16 protein-coding genes are annotated in these 21,814 nt (G+C 67.0%); 8 read left to right on the top strand and 8 right to left on the bottom strand.

Features of this window, described 5'->3' with window-relative positions:
* Positions 1-74: 74 nt before the first annotated feature.
* On the top strand, positions 75-1,835 hold the full coding sequence (locus tag PI990_RS31150) for a cation:proton antiporter (RefSeq protein ID WP_043243077.1): 1,761 nt from the start codon (positions 75-77) through the stop codon (positions 1,833-1,835).
* 4 nt (positions 1,836-1,839) lie between these two features.
* On the opposite strand, the gene PI990_RS31145 is transcribed toward PI990_RS31150, so the two are convergent.
* Positions 1,840-2,247: an SMI1/KNR4 family protein gene (locus PI990_RS31145; protein ID WP_021220983.1), complete on the bottom strand. Its 408-nt coding sequence runs from the start codon at positions 2,245-2,247 to the stop codon at positions 1,840-1,842.
* A 138-nt stretch (positions 2,248-2,385) separates the two neighbouring features.
* Between PI990_RS31145 and PI990_RS31140 the strand changes: the two genes are divergently transcribed.
* Positions 2,386-2,844 (top strand): GNAT family N-acetyltransferase, encoded by a 459-nt coding sequence (locus PI990_RS31140; protein WP_271659459.1) that lies wholly within the window; start codon positions 2,386-2,388, stop codon positions 2,842-2,844.
* Positions 2,845-3,528: 684 nt separating this feature from the next.
* On the opposite strand, the gene PI990_RS31135 is transcribed toward PI990_RS31140, so the two are convergent.
* The 3 genes from PI990_RS31135 to uvrD form a co-directional block, all read right to left on the bottom strand.
* Complete coding sequence (locus PI990_RS31135; RefSeq protein ID WP_271659458.1) at positions 3,529-4,377, bottom strand: Tim44 domain-containing protein; 849 nt, start codon at positions 4,375-4,377, stop codon at positions 3,529-3,531.
* Positions 4,378-4,615: 238 nt separating this feature from the next.
* Positions 4,616-6,403 carry a hypothetical protein gene (locus PI990_RS31130; protein ID WP_271659457.1) on the bottom strand — a complete coding sequence of 596 codons (1,788 nt, stop codon included), beginning with the start codon at positions 6,401-6,403 and terminating at the stop codon, positions 4,616-4,618.
* 109 nt (positions 6,404-6,512) lie between these two features.
* Positions 6,513-8,696, bottom strand: a complete 2,184-nt coding sequence (gene uvrD, locus PI990_RS31125; protein WP_271659456.1) for a DNA helicase II — start codon at positions 8,694-8,696, stop codon at positions 6,513-6,515.
* Positions 8,697-8,895: 199 nt separating this feature from the next.
* Between uvrD and PI990_RS31120 the strand changes: the two genes are divergently transcribed.
* The gene (locus PI990_RS31120; RefSeq protein ID WP_271659455.1) at positions 8,896-11,781 is read left to right on the top strand and encodes a putative bifunctional diguanylate cyclase/phosphodiesterase; all 2,886 of its coding nucleotides are present in this window, start codon (positions 8,896-8,898) and stop codon (positions 11,779-11,781) included.
* On the opposite strand, the gene trhP is transcribed toward PI990_RS31120, so the two are convergent.
* From trhP to zwf, 3 genes are all read right to left on the bottom strand, one after another.
* A complete protein-coding gene (trhP, locus tag PI990_RS31115) occupies positions 11,750-13,108 on the bottom strand; it encodes a prephenate-dependent tRNA uridine(34) hydroxylase TrhP (protein ID WP_271659454.1) in 1,359 nt (452 codons plus the stop codon). The genes PI990_RS31120 and trhP overlap by 32 nt on opposite strands.
* 240 nt (positions 13,109-13,348) lie before the next feature.
* Positions 13,349-14,320 (bottom strand): IS110 family transposase, encoded by a 972-nt coding sequence (locus tag PI990_RS31110; RefSeq protein ID WP_043247430.1) that lies wholly within the window; start codon positions 14,318-14,320, stop codon positions 13,349-13,351.
* A gap of 448 nt (positions 14,321-14,768) precedes the next feature.
* Complete coding sequence (gene zwf, locus PI990_RS31105; RefSeq protein WP_263403901.1) at positions 14,769-16,190, bottom strand: glucose-6-phosphate dehydrogenase; 1,422 nt, start codon at positions 16,188-16,190, stop codon at positions 14,769-14,771.
* A 173-nt stretch (positions 16,191-16,363) separates the two neighbouring features.
* Between zwf and hexR the strand changes: the two genes are divergently transcribed.
* Positions 16,364-17,230: a transcriptional regulator HexR gene (hexR, locus tag PI990_RS31100; protein WP_021220975.1), complete on the top strand. Its 867-nt coding sequence runs from the start codon at positions 16,364-16,366 to the stop codon at positions 17,228-17,230.
* Positions 17,231-17,263: 33 nt separating this feature from the next.
* Here hexR and PI990_RS31095 read toward each other — a convergent pair whose 3' ends face one another.
* Positions 17,264-18,040, bottom strand: coding sequence for an IclR family transcriptional regulator (locus PI990_RS31095; protein WP_271659453.1), 777 nt, complete (start codon positions 18,038-18,040; stop codon positions 17,264-17,266).
* A 173-nt stretch (positions 18,041-18,213) separates the two neighbouring features.
* Between PI990_RS31095 and PI990_RS31090 the strand changes: the two genes are divergently transcribed.
* The 4 genes from PI990_RS31090 to PI990_RS31075 all read left to right on the top strand — a co-directional run bounded on the left by PI990_RS31090 (position 18,214) and on the right by PI990_RS31075 (position 21,716).
* Positions 18,214-18,972, top strand: a complete 759-nt coding sequence (locus PI990_RS31090) for an ABC transporter substrate-binding protein (protein WP_271659452.1) — start codon at positions 18,214-18,216, stop codon at positions 18,970-18,972.
* Positions 18,973-19,033: 61 nt separating this feature from the next.
* A complete protein-coding gene (locus tag PI990_RS31085) occupies positions 19,034-19,690 on the top strand; it encodes an amino acid ABC transporter permease (RefSeq protein WP_265170124.1) in 657 nt (218 codons plus the stop codon).
* Positions 19,687-20,430: an amino acid ABC transporter ATP-binding protein gene (locus PI990_RS31080; protein WP_184492010.1), complete on the top strand. Its 744-nt coding sequence runs from the start codon at positions 19,687-19,689 to the stop codon at positions 20,428-20,430. Before PI990_RS31085 ends, PI990_RS31080 begins: the two co-directional genes overlap by 4 nt.
* Positions 20,427-21,716, top strand: a complete 1,290-nt coding sequence (locus PI990_RS31075; RefSeq protein ID WP_271659451.1) for an NAD(P)/FAD-dependent oxidoreductase — start codon at positions 20,427-20,429, stop codon at positions 21,714-21,716. The genes PI990_RS31080 and PI990_RS31075 overlap by 4 nt, the downstream gene beginning before the upstream one ends.
* The last annotated feature ends 98 nt before the right edge of the window (positions 21,717-21,814 follow it).

Raw genomic sequence — 21,814 nt, 5'->3', positions numbered from 1 at the left:
CCAAGGAGCCAAGCGAGCAACCCCGGGCGCGGCATTGTCCAGCGCACTGACCAGCGAAAAGGAGCCGGTGCGCCATGCATGCCATCAGTTTCATCCAGGACATGGCGGTGATCATGCTGGTGGCCGGCCTGGTCACCATCCTCTGCCACCGCTTCAAGCAACCGGTGGTGCTGGGCTACATCATCGCCGGCTTCCTCATCGGCCCGCACACGCCGCCCTTCGCCCTGATCCACGAAGAAGAGACCATCAAGATCCTCGCCGAGCTGGGGGTGATCTTCCTGATGTTCTGCCTGGGTCTGGAGTTCAGCCTGCGCAAGCTGTTCAAGGTGGGCGCCACGGCCTTCATCGCCGCCTTCCTGGAAATCGTGCTGATGATCTGGATCGGCTACGAGATCGGCGCCTTCTTCGGCTGGAGCACCATGGATTCGCTGTTCCTCGGCGCCATCCTGGCCATTTCCTCCACCACCATCATCATCAAGGCGCTCAGCGACCTGAAGATGAAGAACGAGCGCTTCGCCCAGCTGATCTTCGGCGTGCTCATCGTCGAGGACATCCTCGGCATCGGCATCATCGCGCTGCTGTCGGGCATCGCCCTGTCCGGCTCGGTAGAGACCGGCCAGGTGTTCGCCACGGTGGGCAAGCTCAGCCTGTTCATGGTCGTCGCGCTGGTCATCGGCATCCTGCTGGTGCCGCGCCTGCTGGCCTACGTGGCGAAGTTCGAGAGCAACGAGATGCTGCTGGTGACGGTGCTGGGGCTGTGCTTCGGCTTCTGCCTGCTGGTGGTGAAGCTGGAATACAGCATGGTGCTGGGCGCCTTCCTGATCGGCGCGATCATCGCCGAGTCGCGCCAGCTGGCGCAGATCGAGCGGCTGGTGGAGCCGGTGCGCGACATGTTCAGCGCCATCTTCTTCGTCGCCATCGGCCTGATGATCGACCCGGCGATCCTGGTGGAATACGCCTGGCCCATCGCGGTGATCACCGTCGCCGTGGTGCTGGGCAAGATGGTCTCCTGCGGCATCGGCGCCTTCATCGCCGGCAATGACGGGCGCACCTCGCTGCGGGTCGGCATGGGCCTTTCGCAGATCGGCGAGTTCTCCTTCATCATCGCCGCGCTGGGCATGACCCTGCAGGTCACCAGCGACTTCCTCTACCCCGTGGCGGTGGCGGTCTCGGCTATCACCACGCTGCTCACGCCCTACCTGATCCGCTCCGCCGACCCGCTGTCGCAAAAGCTCGCCGGCATCGTGCCTTCGCGCATCGCCCGGGTGTTCAACCTCTACGGCGACTGGCTGCGCAGCATCCAGCCCCAGGGGCAGGGCGCGGTGCTGGCGGGGATGATCCGCAAGATCCTCCTGCAGGTGGGGGTGAACATCGCGCTGGTGGTGGCGATCTTCCTTTCCGGCGCCTATTTCGCCGGCACCCTGGCTGGCTACCTGAGCGACTGGGTGGGCCAGGCGAACCTGCAGAAGGGCCTGGTCTGGGGCGCCGCGCTGCTGCTGTCGCTGCCCTTCCTGATCGCCGCGTACCGCAAGCTCAAGGCGCTGTCGATGCTGCTGGCGGAAATGGGCGTGACCCCGGAGAAGGCCGGGCGCCATACCGCGCGGGTGCGCAAGGTGATCGCCGAGGTGATCCCGGCGCTGTCGCTGGGGGTGATCATGCTGCTGCTCATGGCGCTGTCGGCGAGCATCCTGCCGACCCTGGAGCTGCTGGTGCTGATCGCGCTGCTGGCGGCCGGGGTGATCGCGCTGCTGTGGCGCTGGCTGATCCGCGTGCATTCACGCATGCAGATCGCGCTGATGGAGACCCTGGAGCAGAGCCAGGATCACCACCGCTAGCGGTTCAGCTCGCCAGCCACACGTCGCGGGCCCAGTGCCAGACGGAGTCCCAGCTCTCGTCGGTCATGTCGCCCTCGTCGCCGGACCAGAGCAGCACCTCGCCCTCCAGGTCGACCACGTAGTAGTCGCGGCCGTCCTGGCAGATCGGCACCAGGTCGCGGGGCACGCCCAGGTCCCAGGCCACCGAGGCCACTTCCGGCAGGTAGGTGTGGGATTGCGGGTCGGTCGCGGTCACCGGCTCCAGGCGGCCGTAGACCACATCGCTGACCTTGAGCAGGAACTCGCGGAGCTCGAAGGGCAGGTTGATCAGCAATTGCTCTTCGATCTCCACCAGCAGCTCGTCGTCCGGCAGCTCCAGCGGGACGGGGACGGGTTCGTTGAGTTCACGCAGCTGTTCGATGACTTCTTCCACGGCGACAGGCCCTCGTGCATTGGGATGCGCTTTATACAGTAGCTGGCACCCGGAAGAAAAAAACCGCAGGCGGACCGCTCGTCCGGTGGTGGTGCATTGCATACTGCCGCCTTCGCATTCACCACCACGGAGCCCCCAATGCCGATCGTCTGGAGCAGCAGCCATCACACCGAACTCGACAAGCAGGCGCTCTACGACATCCTCGCCCTGCGCACCCAGGTCTTCGTCGTCGAGCAGAAGTGCCCCTACCTGGAAGTGGACGGTCTGGACCTGGTAGGCGACAGCTGCCACCTCATGGCCCGCGACGGCGATGCGCTGGTGGCCTACCTGCGCCTGCTGGACCCGCAGCGCAACCAGGGCGACGTGGTGATCGGCCGCGTGGTGATCGCCGAAGCGGCGCGCGGCACCGGGCTGGGCCACCAGCTGATGGAGCGCGCCCTGGAAGACTGCCAGCGGCGCTGGCCGGGGCTGCCTGTGTACCTCTCGGCCCAGGCGCACCTGCAGAAGTACTACGGGCGCTACGGCTTCGTGCCGGTGACCGAGGTCTACCTGGAGGACGACATCCCCCATATCGGCATGCGCAAGGCGACGGTCTGACGCCGGTGGCTATTACCCTGTAGGGGCGAATTCATTGGCTCTGTCGGCGTTAGCTGTTGTGGTTTTAATGCAGGCGCTCAAGCACGGTACTTTCCGGGCGCTTGAGGGTTTGTGCCACCTCCACCGCATGGGTTTCGCTTCGCTCTACACCATCCTACGAAAGCCTGTGCGCACCTGTGGTGATGCGCTGGACTAAGAAAGTTGGAGCAGCCGCCAACGCCCCTCCAGGAGGCCGAACGCAGTCGTTGCGCCGGGGGACGAGCGGCATGGATGCCGCGAGAGGCGCGCCAGGCCATGGACGGCCCATCGCGCCGGCCCCCAGAGCGGCGATGGAGTGAGGGAACACGACGCAGTCGGGCCGGATGATGGGGCAAGTTTTTTGGTTCCTTTTCAACGATTGGAAAAGGGACTCGCCCGGGAGGGCGAAACCAGAAACATCACCAGGACTCAGCAATCAGCTGGACTCAAATCCTCTAGCAACACTCAACGCAGACATAGCCAATTCATTCGCCAAGGACCGCGTAGCAGTCCCTGCTGTGGCCCATGCAGGGTGTTTCCTGTGGCATCGCCTGGTGGATGAGAAGATCGTCATCCACCCTACATGTCGATCAGCCCAGCGGCTGGTCGAACACACAAAAGAAAACCCCGGGCATGCCCGGGGTTTCTTCATTGCGCGAACGCTGATCAGTTCTGGCGGATGCCCGCCACCAGCCAGGGCTGGTCGTCGCCGTTGGCACGCTCCATGCGCCAGCTTTCGCTGAACACTTCACCCTGGTCGAAGCGCGAGGTCTTCGACACGCCGTTGAAGGTCAGGGTGGCGACGGTCTTGTCGGCCAGTTCGTCGATGCCGTCCAGCTGCACCTGCAGGTTGTCGATGTAGGTGGACTGGAAGCCATCACCCAGGCTGGCGCGCTCTTCCTTGAGGAAGCTGAGCATCTGCGGGGTGACGAACTCGGCGATCTTGTCCATCTCGGCCGCGTCCCAATGCTGCTGCAGGGACAGGAAGTGCTCACGGCCGGCTTCGATGAAGCGCTCTTCGTTGAACCAGCTCGGGGCGTTGAACGCACGCTGGGCCACCGCTGCCGGCGCGGCGCTGCCACCGAAGATCGGTGCCGGCTGCTGTTGCGGCATTTCGCGCTGGAACGGGCCGCCGGCCATGGCGGGCTGATGGCCCTGCTGCTGGCGCTTGCGGGCGGCGATGAAGCGGAAGATCACGAAGGCGATCAGGGCGATGATCAGGAAGTCGAAGATCTGCATGCCCTGGAAGCCGTCACCCATGAACATGGAGGCGAGCAGGCCACCGGCGGCGAGGCCGGCCAGCGGGCCGAGCCAGCGCGAAGCACCACTGGCTGCAGCGGGCTGACGGCCGGGGGCGGTCGGGGTGGCGGCAGGGGTATTGGGCTGCGGCTGGCGGGTCTGGTGGGTCGGCGCGGAGCCGAAGGTCTTGCCGCCGCCCATTCGCTTGGCGTTGGCATCCAGGCTGAGCGTCAGGCCGACGCATAGGGCCAGGGCAATACTGAGAAATCGGCGCATCACAGGCATCTCTTGGTTAAGGGTCCACGCGCGCCATGCTGCACAGTCGCGTTCGTGATGGCTAGCGGCAGAATGTATCGGGATTTTTTACGGCTGCGCTGCGGGCGTATGCCGCCGGGGCCGGCGTGCTTCCCGTGGGAGCGAATTCATTCGCGATGGTGCTACCGGCCCCCCTGAAGGCTATTCGGCGAGCGCTTCGCGGCTGAAGCCGCTCCCACGGTGAACCCCGGCCCACAACCTACCGTGCAGCACAGCCCGGACGGGCGCGCAGTTGGTGGTCGGCGCGCAGACGGATGGCGCCCTTGGCGCCGGGCTGGTAGTCGAAGTGGCGGGCGAACCAGGCGGCGGATTGCTCCAGCGTCGCGTTGACCGGTGGCAGGGTGAACTCCCAGTAGGGGTCGTCCTCCCGGCGGCATTTGGCGTTCAGTACCAGGCCCGGCAGGGGCGAGTCGTCGGCGTGGTCGCTGCCGAAGGTTCGCTGGCCAAGGGTGAGGCGGTCTGTCTCGCTGTCGCCATAGGCGTACAGCAGGGTTTCGCCGCGGATATCCAGCAGGCTCTCGCCGGCCTGCTCATAGGCGAAGGGAGCGAGGCGCACCAGCAGCCCTGGCTTGCGCAGGTAGACCCAGCTCGCGCGGCTGGCGTCGAAGGGGCTGGCGGGGTAGGGCAGGGTGTCCAGGTACTCCAGGCGCAGCTTGCCGCCGGCGTCGGTCGAGGCCCGCAGCAATTCATAGGCGCCGTCGCCACGGGTCTTCAGCAGGGCCTCGCCCTTGCCAGTGGGCAGTACTTCGCGGATCGCGAGGGCCTCGTCAAAGCCCCGGCTGCCGGCGATGTAGCGGTTCACCGTCGTGCCCTGGCGCAGTTGGTAGACCGTCTGCTCGATGGCCGTACCCTTGCCGCCCGGGCGATAGCCGTAGCGCACCTCTTCCAGCGCCCACTGCGTGCTGCCGGCCAGGGTGCGGGTGCGTGCCGGCAGCACGCAGCGTTGCTCGCGCAGGGTGGCGGGCACGCCCTTCAGTAGCTCGCCCAGGCACAGGTCATCGGTCGCCACGCTGGTGCTGGGGTAGGGCTCCTGGCCGGCGCGCAGCGGCGGGTTGGGGTTGCTGGCCTGGCATTGCTCGGGGATCAGGTCGAGGGTGTCGGCGAACTCTTCGATTTCCGGGCTGGAGGCGTCACCCATGGACTCCGGGGTACGCGGTTGCGGGCCGGCGTCCACCTCGCGCAGGGTCACGCCCCAGCGCACCGGGTCGGGTTGCGGCAGCTGCTGGGTCGGGCGCAGACGCAAGGCCGGCTTGGGGGCGGTGAGCAGTTCCAGGTTGTGCTCGAGCCAGGCGGGGCCGTCCTGGAAGCGCAGGCGCTCGGGGGTGGAGGAGCCCAGCCCGGAATAGATCAGCGGGTGGCTGAACTCGAAGTCGGGCAGCACGAAGCAGGCGGGGTCCAGCTCCAGGCGGGCGACCTCGCGGCCACGCTGCATGTCCACCGCGCGGAAGGCCGGCGGGCGCTTGTTCCAGCCCGGGTCGGCGAGCACGGCCAGGTCGCCGCGCACATCCAGCAGCGCGCCGGGGCCTGCATCGACGATGCGCAGCGGTTGCAGTTGCACCAGGTACAGGCGGTCCGCGCCGCCCACGCTCACCCAGCCTTTGCGGCGGGCGTCGTTGAACCAGTTGTAGGGCAGGTCGCGCAGCAACACCTCGGCCTGCGGCTTGCCGCCGTTCTTGCGGTACAGGCGGGCCAGCTCGAAGTCCTGGCCGCTGCCACGGTTGAAGAGAATCAGCGCCTGGTCGGGGCCGCTCACGCGGGCGTCCCAGAGGGTCGGGTAGATGGGCTTGCCGTCGGTCGCCAGCAGCTGTGCGAGCGCCTTCATCGACAGGGTGCCGCCGTCCAGGCGCAGGGAGGTTTCGGTGCGCTCGCGGCGTTGCCCGGTGTTCCAGTCGCGGTAGCTGTCGGTGTCGCGCTTCACCTCGAAGCCGGGGGCGGCCTCGATGCTGGTGGCGATGATCAGGCTGAGCAGCAGCAGGGGAAGGCGCACGTCCGTGTTTCCGCAAGGAGGATGGGAGCGGCCATCCTGCCGTGCCTGTGGATAACTGCCAAGGGGCGCTGCGCCGGGCCCCACCATGACGACGGGGCCTGGGAAGGCATCAGAGGGGTTCGAGCTTGGCGTAGGCGAGCATCAGCCATTTGCTGCCTTCGCTCTCGAACGCCACCTGGACCCGGGCCTGGGCGCCGGAGCCTTCGAAGTTGAGGATGGTGCCCTCGCCGAACAGCGAGTGCTGCACGCGCTGGCCGAGGTTGAAGCCGGTCTGCGGCACTTCCGCGCCGGCGAACATCGAACCGGTGCTGCGGTTGCTGCCCGCCACCGGGCGGCTGACGCTGTTGCTCAGGCGCACTTCGCGGATCAGCTGCGGGGGGATTTCTCGGACGAAGCGCGACACCTTGTTGTAGGTCTCGCTGCCGTACAGGCGGCGGGTTTCCGCGTAGGTCAGCACCAGGCGCTGCATGGCGCGGGTGACGCCGACATAGGCCAGGCGGCGTTCCTCCTCCAGGCGGCCGGATTCCTCCAGGCTCATCTTGTGGGGGAACAGGCCTTCTTCCATGCCCACCAGGAACACCAGGGGGAATTCCAGGCCCTTGGCGCTGTGCAGGGTCATCAGTTGCACGCTGTCTTCGAAGGCGTCGGCCTGGGTGTCACCGGCCTCCAGCGAGGCGTGGCTGAGGAAGGCCTGCAGCGGGGTGAGTTCCTCGTCGTCTTCGTTGTTCTCGAAGGCGCGGGCGGCGCTGACCAGTTCCTCCAGGTTTTCCACCCGGGCCTGGCCTTTCTCGCCTTTTTCTTCCTTGTGGTAGGTGATCAGCCCGGTCTGCTCGATGACGGTCTGAGTCATCAGGTGCAGGGGCATCTCCAGGACCTTGGCGGCGAGGTTCTCGATCAGCTCGATGAACACCGCCAGGGCGCCGGATGCGCGGCCCGGCAGGCCCTTGTTGGCCACCAGCAGGCGGATCGCCTCCCACATGGAGACGTCCTGGGCGCGGGCGAATTCGCGGATACTTTCCACGGTCTTCTCGCCGATGCCGCGGGCGGGGACGTTGATCACCCGCTCCAGGGCGGCGTCGTTGCCACGGCCGTCGAGCAGGCGCAGGTAGGCCATGGCGTTCTTGATCTCGGCGCGCTCGAAGAAGCGCTGGCCGCCGTAGATGCGGTAGGGGATCTTCTCCCGCAGCAGGGCCTCTTCCAGCACCCGCGACTGGGCGTTGGAGCGGTAGAGGATGGCGATCTCGCTGCGCGCCATGCCGTCCTTCAGCGCGCTTTCGATGCTTTCCACCACGTAGCGGGCTTCGTCGTGTTCGTTGAAGGCGGCGTACAGGCCCAGGGGCTCGCCGTCCTCGCCGTCGGTCCACAGCTCCTTGCCCAGGCGCCCCTGGTTGTTGGCGATCAGGGCGTTGGCGGCCTTGAGGATGCCGGCGGTGGAGCGGTAGTTCTGCTCCAGGCGGATGGTTTCGGCGTCGGCGAAGTCGCTGGAGAACTGCTGGATGTTCTCGATGCGGGCGCCGCGCCAGCCGTAGATGGACTGGTCGTCGTCGCCCACCACCATGAGGCTGTCGCCACCCTGGGCGAGCAGGCGCAGCCAGGCGTATTGCACGGCGTTGGTGTCCTGGAACTCGTCCACCAGGATGTGGCGGAAGCGGCGCTGGTAGTGGGCCAGCAGGCCCGGCTTGTCGCGCCACAGGTCCAGGGCGCGCAGCAGCAGCTCGGAGAAGTCGATGACCCCGGCGCGGGCGCAGGCAGCCTCGTAGGCTTCGTAGATCTTCAGCATGGTACCGAGGAACAGGTCGCCGCCGGCCTGGATGTGCTGCGGGCGCAGGCCCTCGTCCTTCTGCCCGTTGATGAACCATTGCGCCTGGCGTGCCGGCCAGCGCTGCTCGTCCAGGCCCAGCTCGCGGATCACCCGCTTGACCAGGCGCTGCTGGTCATCGCTGTCGAGGATCTGGAAGTTCTCGGCCAGGCCGGCTTCCTGCCAGTGGGCACGCAGCAGGCGATGGGCCAGGCCGTGGAAGGTGCCGACCCACATGCCCGCCGGGTTGATGCCCAGCAGCTGCTCGATGCGGTGGCGCATCTCGGCGGCGGCCTTGTTGGTGAAGGTCACCGAGAGGATCGAGTGGGGCGAGGCGTGCTCCACCTGGATCAACCAGGCGATGCGGTGCACGAGCACGCGGGTCTTGCCCGAGCCGGCGCCGGCGAGGACCAATTGACGCCCCAGCGAGGCCGCTACGGCCTGGCGTTGAGCGTCGTTCAGGGAGTTCAGGAGTAGAGAGAGATCGTCATGCATCGCGGCATTCTATTGACCGACCCAGGCGAGGGCAAACCGATGACCGGATGGTCAGCCAGACGGTGCGGGCGCTGCATCCCGAAGGCCCGCCGAAAGTTAGGCGGCGCGCTGTCAAAACCGGGCACATAAAGCTTTGGCAGCTCGTTCTGCTCGGGTAAGCTCCGCCGACGCCTAGGCAACCATTACAAGAAAATCGCCTATGACCGCGACACCCAACGAAGCCCCAATCGACCTGCACGGCGACGACAGCCGCGCCATCAGCCAGCATTTCGCGACGGATCTGGCCGTGGAGCGCACGCGCCTGCTCTATCAGGGCTCGCAAACCCCCACGCTCTTCATGCTGCTCAACGGCCTGGTCTGCGCCTACCTGCTGTGGGAGCCCGCCAACGGCTTGCTGCTGGGTGGCTGGCTGGTCTGGCTGGTGCTGCTGGCGGTGCTGCGCCTGACCCAGGTGGCCGCCTTCAAGGCCGCGCTGCCCTCGCGCCAGGCCCAGCCCCAGTGGCGCCGCACCTTCCTCCTCGGCGCCGCCGCCTCCGGCCTGACCCTGGCCCTGCCGGTGATCTTCCTGGTGCCGGGCGACGCCTTTCTGCAGCAGGCGCTGGTCTATGGCCTGATCGCCGCTGCCATCCTTTCCGCCAGCGTCGCCTATGCCGTCAGCCTGCAGGCCTTCCTCACCTTCGCCCTGCCGTGCCTGGTGCCCACCGTGTCCTGGCTGCTGGCCAGCGGCGAGCCGCTGCAGCGGGGCTGGGGGCTGCTCAGCCTGATCCTCCTGGCGGCGCTGATGGTGGTGGCCTGGCAGGTCAACCGCCTGGTGCAGCGCAGCCTGCTGCAGCGCTTCCACAACCAGGCGCTGATCGACAACCTGGAACACGCCAAGGTCCGCGCCGAAGGGCTCAACAGCGAGCTGGCGCGGGAAGTGGAGCAGCGCCGGCGTGCCGAGCGCGAGCTGCGCGCGGCCCATAACGATCTGGAAATCCGCGTCGCCCAGCGCACCCTGGAGCTGGCCGACGCCAGCCACGCCCTGGTCAAGAGCGAGGCGCGCCTGGCCATGGCCCTGGAGGCCAGCGAGCTGGGGATGTGGGACTGGAACCTGGAGACAGACGAAGTCCATCACTCGCACCTGAAGGAAATCTTTGGCATCGAGATGGACGACGTCACCCGCGTGCTCAGCGACCTCAAGCCGCGCCTGCACCCCGACGACCTGCCGCTGCTGCGCCGTGCCCTGGTGGAGCACCTCAAGGGCCGCAGCGACGGCTATGCCATCGACTACCGGGTGCGCCACAGCGACGGCCGCTGGCTCTGGGTCGAGGACCGTGGCCGGGTGGTGGAGCGCAACGAGCAGGGCAAGGTGCTGCGCATGCTCGGCACCCGCCGCGACGTCACCGAGCGCAAGCAGGCCGAGGAGCAGCAGCGCCTCTCGGCGATGGTGTTCGAGGCGGCCAGCGAGGGCATCGTTATCCTCGACCCGCAATACCGCCTGCTGGCGGTCAACCAGGCCTTCAGCGACGTTACCGGCTACCGCCGCGACGAGGTGCTTGGCCACACGGTGGTGGAGGTCAACAGCACCCGCGAGAGCCGCCGCCAGTACCACCTGATCCGCCAGGAGCTGGAGCAGAGCGGCAGCTGGCAGGGCGAACTGGTGGACACCCGCAAGAACGGCGAGCTCTACCCGCAGTGGCTGCAGCTCAACCTGGTGCGTGATGCCCGGGGCAACGCCAGCCACATCGTCGGCTTTTTCGCCGACCTCTCCGCACGCCGCGATGCCGAGGAGCGCCTGCGCTACCTCTCGCACTACGACGAGCTCACCGGCCTGGCCAACCGCACCCTGTTCAAGGACCGCCTGCACGAGGCCAGCCAGCGCGCGCGCCAGAGCGGCCGCAGCCTGGCCCTGCTGCACATCGACCTGGACCGCTTCAAGGTGCTCAACGACAGCCTCGGCCATGAAGTGGCCGACCAGCTGCTGCGGCAGATGAGCCGGCGCCTGGCCCAGGCGGCCCCCGAGGCGGACACCATCGCCCGGCTTTCCGGCGACGAATTCGCGGTGATCCTCGACGCCTACGGCAGCCTCTCCAGCCTGGCACGCACCGCCAGTCGCCTGCTGACCAAGCTGCGCACGCCGATGACGGTGGGCGGCGAGGAACTGGTGGTCAGTGCCTCCCTGGGCATCAGCCTGCTGCCGGACAACGCCCGCGAGATCTCCACGCTGATCAGCCAGGCCAACATGGCCATGCAGCATGCCAAGCACCTGGGCGGCAACACCTTCCAGTTCTTCACTGACAACCTCCAGGCCTGCACCCTCGAGCGCCTGCAGATGGAAACCCAGCTGCGCAAGGCCATCGAGGAAGGCCAGTTGGAGGTCTTCTACCAGCCCAAGCTGTGCCTGGCCGACGACAGCCTCAACGCCGCCGAGGCGCTGGTCCGCTGGCGCCATCCGCAACTGGGCCTGGTGCCGCCGGGTGACTTCATCGGCCTGGCCGAAGAGACCGGGCTCATCGCCCCCCTCGGCGAGTTCGTGCTGCGCCAGGCCTGCCTGCAGGCCCGCGAGTGGCAGCGCCAGGGGCTGGCGGACATCCGCGTCTCGGTGAACCTCTCCGGCCACCAATTGCGCCAGGGCAACCTCACCAGCCTGGTGCGCCAGGTGCTGGACGAGACCGGCCTGTCACCGCGCCTGCTGGAGCTGGAGCTGACCGAGAGCCACCTGCTGGAGAACGTCGAGCACGTCATCGCCACCTTCCGCCAGCTGCGCGACCTGGGGGTGAAGCTGGCCATCGACGATTTCGGCACCGGCTACTCGTCCCTGAGCTACCTCAAGCGCTTCCCGGTGGACTACGTGAAGATCGACCAGACCTTCATCCGCGACCTCTCCTCCGGGGGCGAGGACGCCGCCATCACCCGCGCGATCATCGCCATGGCCCACGGCCTGGAGCTCAAGGTGGTGGCCGAGGGCGTGGAAACCCAGGGGCAGATGGACTTCCTCAAGAGCCAGGGCTGCGACGAGATCCAGGGCTACCTGATCAGCCCGCCGGTGGAAGCACCGGTGTTCGCCGCGCTGCTCAAGGAGCAGGCGACGGCGCTGTGGCGCTGACCGCCTCGGGCAGGTCGCGCAGCAGCAGGGCGTATTCCAGGTCGAGGTCCGCCGGCAGCGGGATATAGAGCAGGTGGCCGTCGCCGGGCGCCACCTGGCGGCTCTCGCCGTTGGTGCCTTCCAGGCCGTGGAGGATGAAGCCCAGGTTGCCCGTCGGGGTCATCAGCTCCAGGCGGTCGCCCACCTCGAAGCGGTTCTTCACCCGTACTTCCGCCATCTCGCCCCGGCGCACGCCGGTCAGCTCGCCGACGAACTGCTGGCGCGAGGGCCGCGAGCTGCCGTGCGCGTAGTTCTGATAGTGGTCGTGGGTGTGGCGGCGCAGGAAGCCTTCGGTGTAGCCACGGTTGGCCAGTGAATCCAGGCGCTCCAGCAGGCGCGGCTCGAAGGGCCGGCCGGCGAGGGCGTCGTCGATGGCCTGGCGGTAGGCCTGGGTGGTGCGTGCGACGTAGAAGTGCGACTTGGTGCGGCCTTCGATCTTCATCGAGTGCACGCCCATCTCCAGCAGGCGCCCCACGTGCTGCACGGCGCGCAGGTCCTTGGAATTCATGATGTAGGTGCCGTGCTCGTCCTCGAAGGCGGGCATGTACTCGCCCGGGCGGCTGCCGTCCTCCAGCAGGAACAGGCGCTCGCTGGGCGCGCCTTCGCCCAGGGTCGGCTGCGGCGTGCAGGCGTGCACCACATCGCCCAGCGCGTCCTCGCGGGCTTCCCCGGCCTTGTACTGCCAGCGGCAGGCGTTGGTGCAGGTGCCCTGGTTGGGGTCGCGGTGGTTGATGTAGCCGGAGAGCAGGCAGCGGCCGGAGTAGGCCATGCACAGGGCGCCGTGGACGAACACCTCCAGCTCCATCTCCGGCACTTCGCGGCGGATCTCGCCGATCTCCTCCAGCGACAGCTCGCGGGAGAGGATCACCCGGGTCAGCCCCTGGGCCTGCCAGAACTTCACGCTGGCCCAGTTCACCGCGTTGGCCTGCACCGAGAGGTGCACCGCCATCTGCGGGAAGTGCTCGCGCACCAGCATGATCAGCCCCGGGTCGGACATGATCAGCGCGTCCGGCGCCATCGCCACCACCGGCGCCAGGTCCTTGAGGAAGGTCTTCAGCTTGGCGTTGTGCGGGGCGATGTTGACCACCACGTAGAAGCGCTTGCCCTGGGCGTGGGCCTCGGCGATGCCTTCGGCCAGGGTGGCGTGGTCGAACTCGTTGTTGCGCACCCGCAGGCTGTAGCGCGGCTGCCCGGCGTACACCGCATCGGCGCCGTAGGCGAAGGCATGGCGCATGGCCTTGAGGGTGCCGGCGGGGCAGAGCAGTTCGGGGGCTTGGCGGCTGGACATGGGCGGGGCTCGTTGCGCGAAAAGCCGCGGATTCTAGGCAAGCCGCGCGGAACGGGTATTGCGCTGGAGCAATGACGGCGCGGGCCATGGGTGTCTCGGTGGGGGTGAAGGCGTAGGAGCGAATTCATTCGCGATGGAGTTTCCCGTCACTCGGGGCCACGAGCCGGCGGCGGGTCTTTCGCGGCTGAAGCCGCTCCCACCCGCACGGACCATCCCGTTGCGTAGATACCGTCTTGATCCCTAGTGAGCAAGGGCCAGTTTTACGTCGTACGGCTGGCCCGATTTCAAGACGCCATAAGCGATGTTCAGCAGCTTACGCATCGCTGCGCAGATGATCTGCATGCCGGTCTTGCCCTTGGCTCTGAGGCGTTCTCTCATCGCTTTGATCGCCCCGTTGTGCTGCAGGGCGCAAACGGCAGGCATGTACAGCCCAGCACGCAGCCGCGATGAGCCCATCTTGGAAATGCGGGTCTGCCCCCGGTACTTACCAGACTCCTGCAAACGCGGGTTGAGCCCGGCAAAGGCGGTAATCGCGCGGCTGCTGGTGAAGCGATGAGGGTCGCCCAGCTCCGCCAGGATCAGGGCGGCTGTCTTGTCCGCGATGCCATCGATGCTGGTCAATAGATCACGTTTGCCACGCAGATCCGGGTCATTGTCGATGTGGTCGTTGATCGCCTTGAGGGTTTCCTCGATCTGTTGCTCGATGTGCCGCAACACTGAGCGGATCGACTCCTGCACGCTGGTATCGGCCACCTCCAGGCGATTGCTCTCCATCTGCTGGATTTCCTGCAGATCCGCCAGGCGCCGCATCAGTGCTTTCAGGCGCCGTATGGCGCGAGGTTCAGGCTGCCAGGGCCGTAGCTCGTCTTGGTGGCGCTCGCCGTATTCGGCGATCAGCTTGGCGTCGACCTTGTCAGTTTTCACGCGCTGCAGCTGACTGCGGGCGTAGTGAGCGATTTGCGCTGGGTTGAGGACGCAGACCCGATAGTTCTGCTCCAGCAGCCATTCGGCCAGGGCTTCATGGTGGATGCCGGTGGCTTCCATCACGACCCAGGCACCCGCCTCGCTGTGCTTGTTCAGCCACTCCTGCAGCGTGCGAAAGCCCGCCTCGCTGTTGGCCAACTTGGCCTTGGTGCGGTACTTGCCGTTCGCCTGCAGGGTGGCGATATCGAACGTGTGCTTCGCAATGTCGACACCAATGACACTGGGCATGTGTGCTCCTCCTGATCGTTCCAAATGCGATCATCACTGCACCCGGCCCAACCTTGTGAATGCGAGCTCTGGGCTCAAGATACCGTTCGGGCTGTTCGAGTGAGTGTGGAGGGGCGGAGCACTATCTACGTCGCAGGCTCAGGGCCTAAGGGTGGACACGACTTCCAGCCCCTCCCCCGATGATCAGTCGGGAACTATTACCCCTGAAGGGGTAGTTAGTCGAGATACAAGGGTGGATAACGCTCTTTTATCCACCAGGCGGAGTCACGCCCGGCAGCGAATTCATGGGCGATGGGGTGCAATGCCCGATATCCGCAATGATGGGTTTCGCTGTGCTCTACCCGTCCTACGGGTCATCGGTGGCGGTGGATGTAAAGAGCGACGTCCACCCAGCGGTCTGGCTTTTTGTGGGAGCGAATTTATTCACGAATCGGCGGGGCAGGGCGCTTTAGTCATTCCACTCCCGGCCCTGCAGCTCCAGCAGGCTGTGGGCCTGCTCGGGGCCGGTGGAGCCGGCGGGGTAGTTGCGCGGGCTCTGGTAGTACTCGTGCCAGCCTTCGAGGATGGGGTCGACCCAGCGCCAGGCGGCTTCCACTTCGTCGCGGCGCATGAACAGGGTCGAGTCGCCTTCGATCACGTCCAGCAGCAGGCGCTCGTAGGCATCCCAGCGGCGCTGGGTGAAGGCCTGGGCGAGGTTGAGGTCCAGCTCCACCGGTTCCAGGCGCATGCCCTTGCCGGGGTTCTTGGCCATCAATTGCAGGCTGATGCGCTCTTCCGGCTGCAGGCGGATCAGCAGGCGGTTGGCCTCGCCGCCGTTGAACAGGCGGTGCGGCACCGGCTTGAACTGGATGACGATCTCCGAGTACTTGCGCGCCAGGCGCTTGCCGGTACGCAGGTAGAAGGGCACGCCGGCCCAGCGCCAGTTGTCGATCTCGGCCTGCACGGCGACGAAGGTCTCGGTGTCGCTGTCGTTGTCGACGTTCTTCTCGAAGTAGTAGGCGGGCACTTCCTGGCCGCCGATCTTGCCGGCGCCGTACTGGCCGCGCACGGTCTTGTCCTGTACGTCGAGCCCGGAGATGGGCTTGAGGGCTTCGAGGATCTTCACCTTTTCGTTACGCACCGCGTCCGCGTCGAAGCGCACCGGCGCTTCCATGGCCACCAGGCAGAGCAGCTGCAGCAGGTGGTTCTGCACCATGTCGCGCATGGCCCCGGCGTGGTCGTAGTAGCTGCCGCGGTTCTCCACGCCCAGGGTCTCGCAGACGCTGATCTGCACGTGGTCGATGTGCCCGGCGCGCCACACCGGTTCGAACAGGGCGTTGGCGAAGCGCAGGGCCATGAGGTTCTGCACTGTCTCCTTGCCCAGGTAGTGGTCGATGCGGAACACCTGGCGCTCGTCGAACACCGCGCCGATGGCGGCGTTGATCGCCAGGGCCGATTCCAGCGAATGGCCGATGGGCTTCTCCAGCACGATGCGCGCCTGGGGCCCGGCGAGGCCGGCGATCTGCAGGTGGCGGGCGATGTCCTCGAACAGGCGCGGGGCGATGGCCAGGTAGTAGACCCGGCCACGGTCATCGGCCGGGCCCAGGTGGCGGGCCAGGCGGCCGAAGTCGGCGCTCTGGGAAACGTCCATGACGAAGTAGTCGAGGCGCGCGGCGAACCCCGCCCAGGCCTCGTTGGTGAAATCGGCGCGGGCCACCTGGGCGCGGCAATGGCGTTCGGCGAGGGCGCGGTACTGCTGTGCGTCCAGCGGATTGCGGGCGATGGCGAGGATGCGCAGCTGCGGATGCAGGCGCCCGTCGCGATGCAGGTGGTAGAGCGCCGGAAGCAATTTGTGCAGGGCGAGGTCGCCGGTGCCGCCGAAGACCAACATGTCACAAGGCTGGGTCAAGGGTGCACTCCTGCGTGGTTTAGCTGAGCGGAAAAGCGGGTCATGTAGTATAACTACAAGGTCACTACAGCCCGACGGCCGTCGATCATAACCGAGTTGCCACCCCGAGTTGATCGAGCCTTGCGGCGTATCCCCCACTTCGAAGAGCCTGCCCAGTGAATCTGCTGCAACACATCGCCCAGTCGCGCCACCTGCTGCGCAAGTCGGAACTGAAAGTCGCCGACCACGTCCTGCTCGATCCCGCCGCAGTCATGCACAGCTCCATGGCCGACCTGGCGCAGAGCGTCGGGGTCAGCGAGCCCACCATCGTGCGCTTCTGTCGCGCCATCGGTTGTGGCGGCTTCCAGGATCTCAAGCTGAAGCTGGCGCAGAGCCTGGCCGCCGGTGCCAGCTTCGGCCAGTTCGCGATCCACGAGGATGACTCGGTCGCCGACTTCAGCCTGAAGATCTTCGACACCACGCTGCACACCCTGATGGACGTGCGCGAGAAGCTCGACCCCCAGGCCCTGCAGCGCGCCATCGCCGCCTGCGCCCAGGCCCAGCGCGTGGAGTTCTACGGCTTCGGCGCTTCCGGCGCGGTGGCTGCCGATGCACAGCACAAGTTCTTCCGCCTGCTGCTCACCGCCGCCGCCTATTCCGACCCGCACATGCAGGCGATGTCGGCGGTCACGCTGAAGCCGTCGGACGTGGCCATCTGCATTTCCCAGTCCGGCCGCTCCAAGGACCTGCTGATCACCGCCAACCTGGTGCGCGAGGCCGGCGCCACGCTGATCACCCTGTGCCCGAGCCAGACGCCGCTGGCGGACCTGGCCACGGTGAACCTGGCCATCGACGTGCAGGAAGACACCGAGATCTACACCCCGCTGACCTCGCGCATCGCCCACCTGGTGGTGATCGACGTGTTGGCGATGGGCGTGGCCATGGCCCGTGGCCCGACCCTGGTCAACCACCTCAAGAGCGTGAAGCGCAGCTTGCGCAGCCTGCGTCTGTCGCCCAAGTCGATCAAGGTGATGGAAGACTGATCGACCTCCCCCGCCCCGAGCGCCAGGCGGCGCTCAGAGGGTCCTGATCGAGGTGCGGATCGCCCGCGCGCACTCGATCACCGCAGGCGCCAGCTTGCGTTCCGCCTCCTCCAGGCTCCAGCGGCTGGTCGGCGCCACCACGTGCACGGCGGCCACCGGCTGGCCCTGGCTGCCGAGGATGGGCGCGGCGATGGTCATGTCGCCGAGGAACAGCTCCTCGTTGTTGATTGCATAGCCCTTGCGCCGGGTCGCCTCGATCTGCGCGAAGATTTCCTCCGGGCCGGTCAGGGTCTGCTGGGTGTGGCGCTTCAGTTCGCTCGCCGCCAGCGCCGCATGCACTTCGTCGTCGCCCAGGGCGCTCAGGTAGGCGCGGCCGGAGCCGGTGCAGTACATGGGGATGCGGCTGCCGATGGGCATGTGGATAGGGATGAACTTGGGCGCCACGAAGCGCGCCACGTAGACCATCTCCAGGCCGTCGGGCTCGGTGAGGTTGGTGGTTTCCCCGGTGATCTGCGCCAGTTCGGCGAGGAAGGGGTTGGCCACGTCCACCAGGGTGTCGGCGGCCAGGTAGTTGTAGCCGATCTCCATCACCCGGGGCGTGAGCTGGAAGCGCTTGGTCTGCGGGTGCTTGCGCACGTAGCCCAGCTCTTCGAGGGTGTGGATCATGCGCTGCGCCGAGCTCTTGTTGATGCCCGCCGCCTCGGCCACTTCGGCCAGGTTCATGGTGCGCTGCCGGGCGTTGAAGGCACGCAGCACGGCCAGGCCTTTCTCCAGCGACTGGTTGAACAGTGAATTGTTGTTATCGCTCATGTCGCGTCCTTTCAGCGGGTTTTCTGCTGCTTTGAATATCGATATTCGATATTTATAAATCTCTTTACGATTCTTGTAAATTGTTTATATTCGGGAAAACGCCCCCTGCCGATTCAGAAGGGGCTATCCATAGCGCACAACGACAATAAACAGCGTCCAATGGGAGACTTGCCATGCATCCTCGCCTTCGTGCCCTCACCTGCGCCTGCGCCCTCGTCGCCGGCCTCGCCACTCCCTTCGCCGCTAGCGCCGAGAGCTACCGGGTCGGCGCCACCGCCACCGGCGTGCCTTTCACCTTCCTCGACGTCAAGAGCCAGAGCATCCAGGGGATGATGGTCGATGCCGCCCAGGCGGTGGCCAAGGCCGGCGGCTTCGAGGTGGAGATCCAGCAGACCACCTTTGCCGCGCTGATCCCTTCGCTGACGGCGAACAAGATCGACGTCATCTCCGCCGCCATGCTGCGCACCCCCGCGCGGGAGAAGGTGGTGCAGTACTCCGACCCGGTGTTCAGCTATGGCGAGGGGCTGATCGTCCGCGCCGACGACGCCACCGCCTATACCCGCATGGACGACCTCGAGGGCGAGGTGGTCGGCGCCCAGGTCGGCACCGTGTTCATCGACGAGCTGAACAAGCGCGGTATCTTCAAGGAGGTGCGCGGTTACGACTCCATCGCCGACCTGATGCGCGACCTGGCCCTGGGGCGGATCAAGGCTGGCTTCGCCGACCGCCCGATCCTCGCCTACCAACTGGCCCAGGGCACCCAGGACAAGGTGCGCCTGGTGCAGGGCTACCAGCCGGTGATCATGGGCGATGTCTGCCTGATCGTGCGCAAGGGCGATGCCGCGACCCTGGAACGGGTCAACACCGGCATCGCCGCGATCAAGGCCGATGGCTCGCTGGACCGCATCATCGCGAAGTGGAAGCTCGACTGACTGCGCTCGCGGCCCGCCGGCGTGGCGGGCCTTTCCCTGAACCCATCCACGGGTAGCCTCCATGTTTCTCCAGAACGCTCTGGACTTCCTCCCCATTCTGCTGAAAGGGGCGGTGGTCACCGTGCAGGTCACGGCCGGGTCCTTCCTGCTCAGCTCCGTGATCGGCTTGGTCTTCGCCCTGATGATGGTGTCGAAGGTCCGCGCCATCTCGCTGTTCGCCATCGGCGTGGTCAACGTCATCCGCGGCCTGCCGATCATCGTGCAGCTCTTCTACATCTACTTCGTGCTGCCGGACTTCGGCATCCAGCTCAGCGCCTTCCAGGCCGGCGTCATCGGCCTCGGCATCGCCTACTCGGCGTACCAGGCGGAGAACTTCCGCGCCGGCATCCAGGCCATCCACCAGGGGCAGATCGAGGCGGCCGAATCCCTCGGCATGCGCGGCGCCATGGTGATGCGCCGGGTGGTGCTGCCCCAGGCCTTCCGCATCGCCTTGCCGCCGTACGGCAACACCCTGGTGATGATGCTCAAGGACTCCTCGCTGGTCTCCACCATCACGGTGGCCGAGATGACCCGCGCCGGCCAGCTGATCGCCTCCTCGACCTTCGAGAACATGACCGTCTACACCCTGGTGGCGCTGCTCTACCTGGCGCTGAGCCTGCCGCTGTCCTACGGCCTGCGTCGGCTGGAAGCGCGAATCGGCAAGAGGAGCAAGCCATGATCGAGATCAAGCAGCTGCACAAGAGCTTCGGCAGCCTGGCGGTGCTCGAAGGCATCGACCTGAACATCGAGAGCGGCGAGGTGGTCTGCCTGATCGGCCCCTCGGGCTCGGGCAAATCCACCCTGCTGCGCTGCATCAACGGCCTGGAGACCCATGATCGGGGCGAGATCCTGGTCAGCGGCCAGGCGGTGGACCGGCACCACGACAGCATCCATGAGATCCGCACCCAGGTGGCCATGGTGTTCCAGCGCTTCAACCTGTTCCCCCATCGCACCGCTGTGGAGAACGTGATGGAGGGGCCGATCTACGTGAAGAAGGAAGACCCTCGCGAAGCCCGGCGCCAGGCCGAGGCGCTGCTGGAGAAGGTCGGCCTCGCCCACCGCATGAACGCCTACCCGGACGAACTCTCCGGCGGCCAGCAGCAGCGCGTGGCCATCGCCCGCGCCCTGGCGATGAAGCCCCGGGCGATCCTCTTCGACGAGCCCACTTCCGCCCTCGACCCCGAGCTGGTGGGCGAGGTGCTGGCGGTGATGCGCCGCCTGGCCGATGAAGGCATGACCATGATCGTGGTCACCCACGAGATGGGCTTCGCCCGTGATGTGGCGGACAAGGTCTGCTTCCTCCACAGCGGCCGCATCGTCGAACAGGGCCCGGCCCGCGAGGTGCTGAGCACGCCGAGCCACCCGCGCACCCAGGACTTCCTCAAGCGCCTGCTGAACAGCGGCGAGGTGCCGGCATGAATGCGCCCCTGGTGCCCACCCTGCCGTCCTCGCTCTGGGCGGCCACCGCCAAACCCGCTGTCGCCACCCCGCCCTTGAGCGAGAGCACCCAGGCCGATGTCGCCATCGTCGGCGCCGGCTACACCGGGCTGGTCACCGCCCTGCACCTGGCCGAGGCGGGCGTGCGCGTCTGCGTGCTGGATGCCGGCGAGCCGGGCTGGGGCGCCTCCGGGCGCAACGGCGGGCAGGTGATTCCCGGGCTCAAGTTCGACCCCGAGCAACTGGTCGCCAAGTTCGGCGCAGCCCGTGGCGAGGCGATGATCGCCGCCGCCGGTGGCGCCGCCGACGAGGTGTTCGCGCTGATCGAACGGCTCGGCATCGACTGCGACGCCACCCGCAAGGGCTGGATCCAGCCGGCCGCGTCTCCTGTGGCCATGCGTGGCCTGGAGCAGCGCGCCGGGCAATGGCGTGCGCGCGGCGTCGAGGTGGAGCTGCTGGACAAGTCGGCCGTGGCCCGGCGCATCGGCAGCGTCAATTACCTCGGCGGCTGGGTCGACCCGCGCGCCGGCAGCGTCCAGCCCCTGAGCTACGCCCGTGGGCTCGCGCGTGCGGCTGTCGAGCGCGGTGCGAAGGTCCATGGTCACAGCCGGGTCACCGGCCTGCGCCGCGAGGAGGGCGGCTGGGTGTTATCCACAGCCGGCGGTGCCCAGGTGCGGGCCGAGCGTGTGCTGCTGGCCGGCAACGGATACACCGATGATCTCTGGCCCGGCCTGCGGCAGACGCTGATCGCCGCCAACAGCTTCATCGTCGCCACCCAGCCGCTGCCCGCGCACCTGCGCCATAGCGTGCTGCCGGGGGGCGAGGTCTGCTCGGATGCGCGGCGCCTGTTGCTGTACTTCAAGCAGGACGCCCAGGGCCGCCTGCTGCTGGGTGGGCGCGGTCCCTTCCCCGAGCCGCGCCAGGCCAGCGACTGGGCGCACCTGGAGCGCTCGCTCACCGGGCTGTTCCCACAACTCGCCGGGGTGCCCATCGAATACCGCTGGAGCGGGCGCGTGGCGCTGACCCAGGACTTCCTGCCCCACGTCCACGAGCCGGCGCCGGGGCTGTCGATGCTGCTGGGCTACAACGGTCGCGGCATCGCCCTGGCCACCAGCCTGGGGCGGCACATGGCCGCGCGCCTGGCGGGGCAGGGCGGGGATTTCCCCTTCCCGATCACGCCGCTGCGGCGCATCCCGCTGCACGGCCTGCAACGTCTCTACCTGGGTGCGGGGATCGCCTGGTACCGCCTGCTCGACGCCCTGTTCTGAACGGCCGGTGGCTGTCGCAGGACGGTCATCGGAGCTTCACGACCCTGCCGTCAAAGCGTCACGCCGCTGGCCGATGCTGGTGCTCCCGCACTTCGTCC

The sequence above is a fragment of the Pseudomonas sp. TUM22785 genome (genome assembly GCF_028198105.1).
In the GTDB taxonomy this organism is placed as follows: Bacteria; Pseudomonadota; Gammaproteobacteria; order Pseudomonadales; family Pseudomonadaceae; genus Metapseudomonas; species Metapseudomonas solani.
The sequence above is the reverse complement of the archived record's forward strand: the minus strand, read 5'-3'. Positions and strand labels throughout refer to the sequence as shown.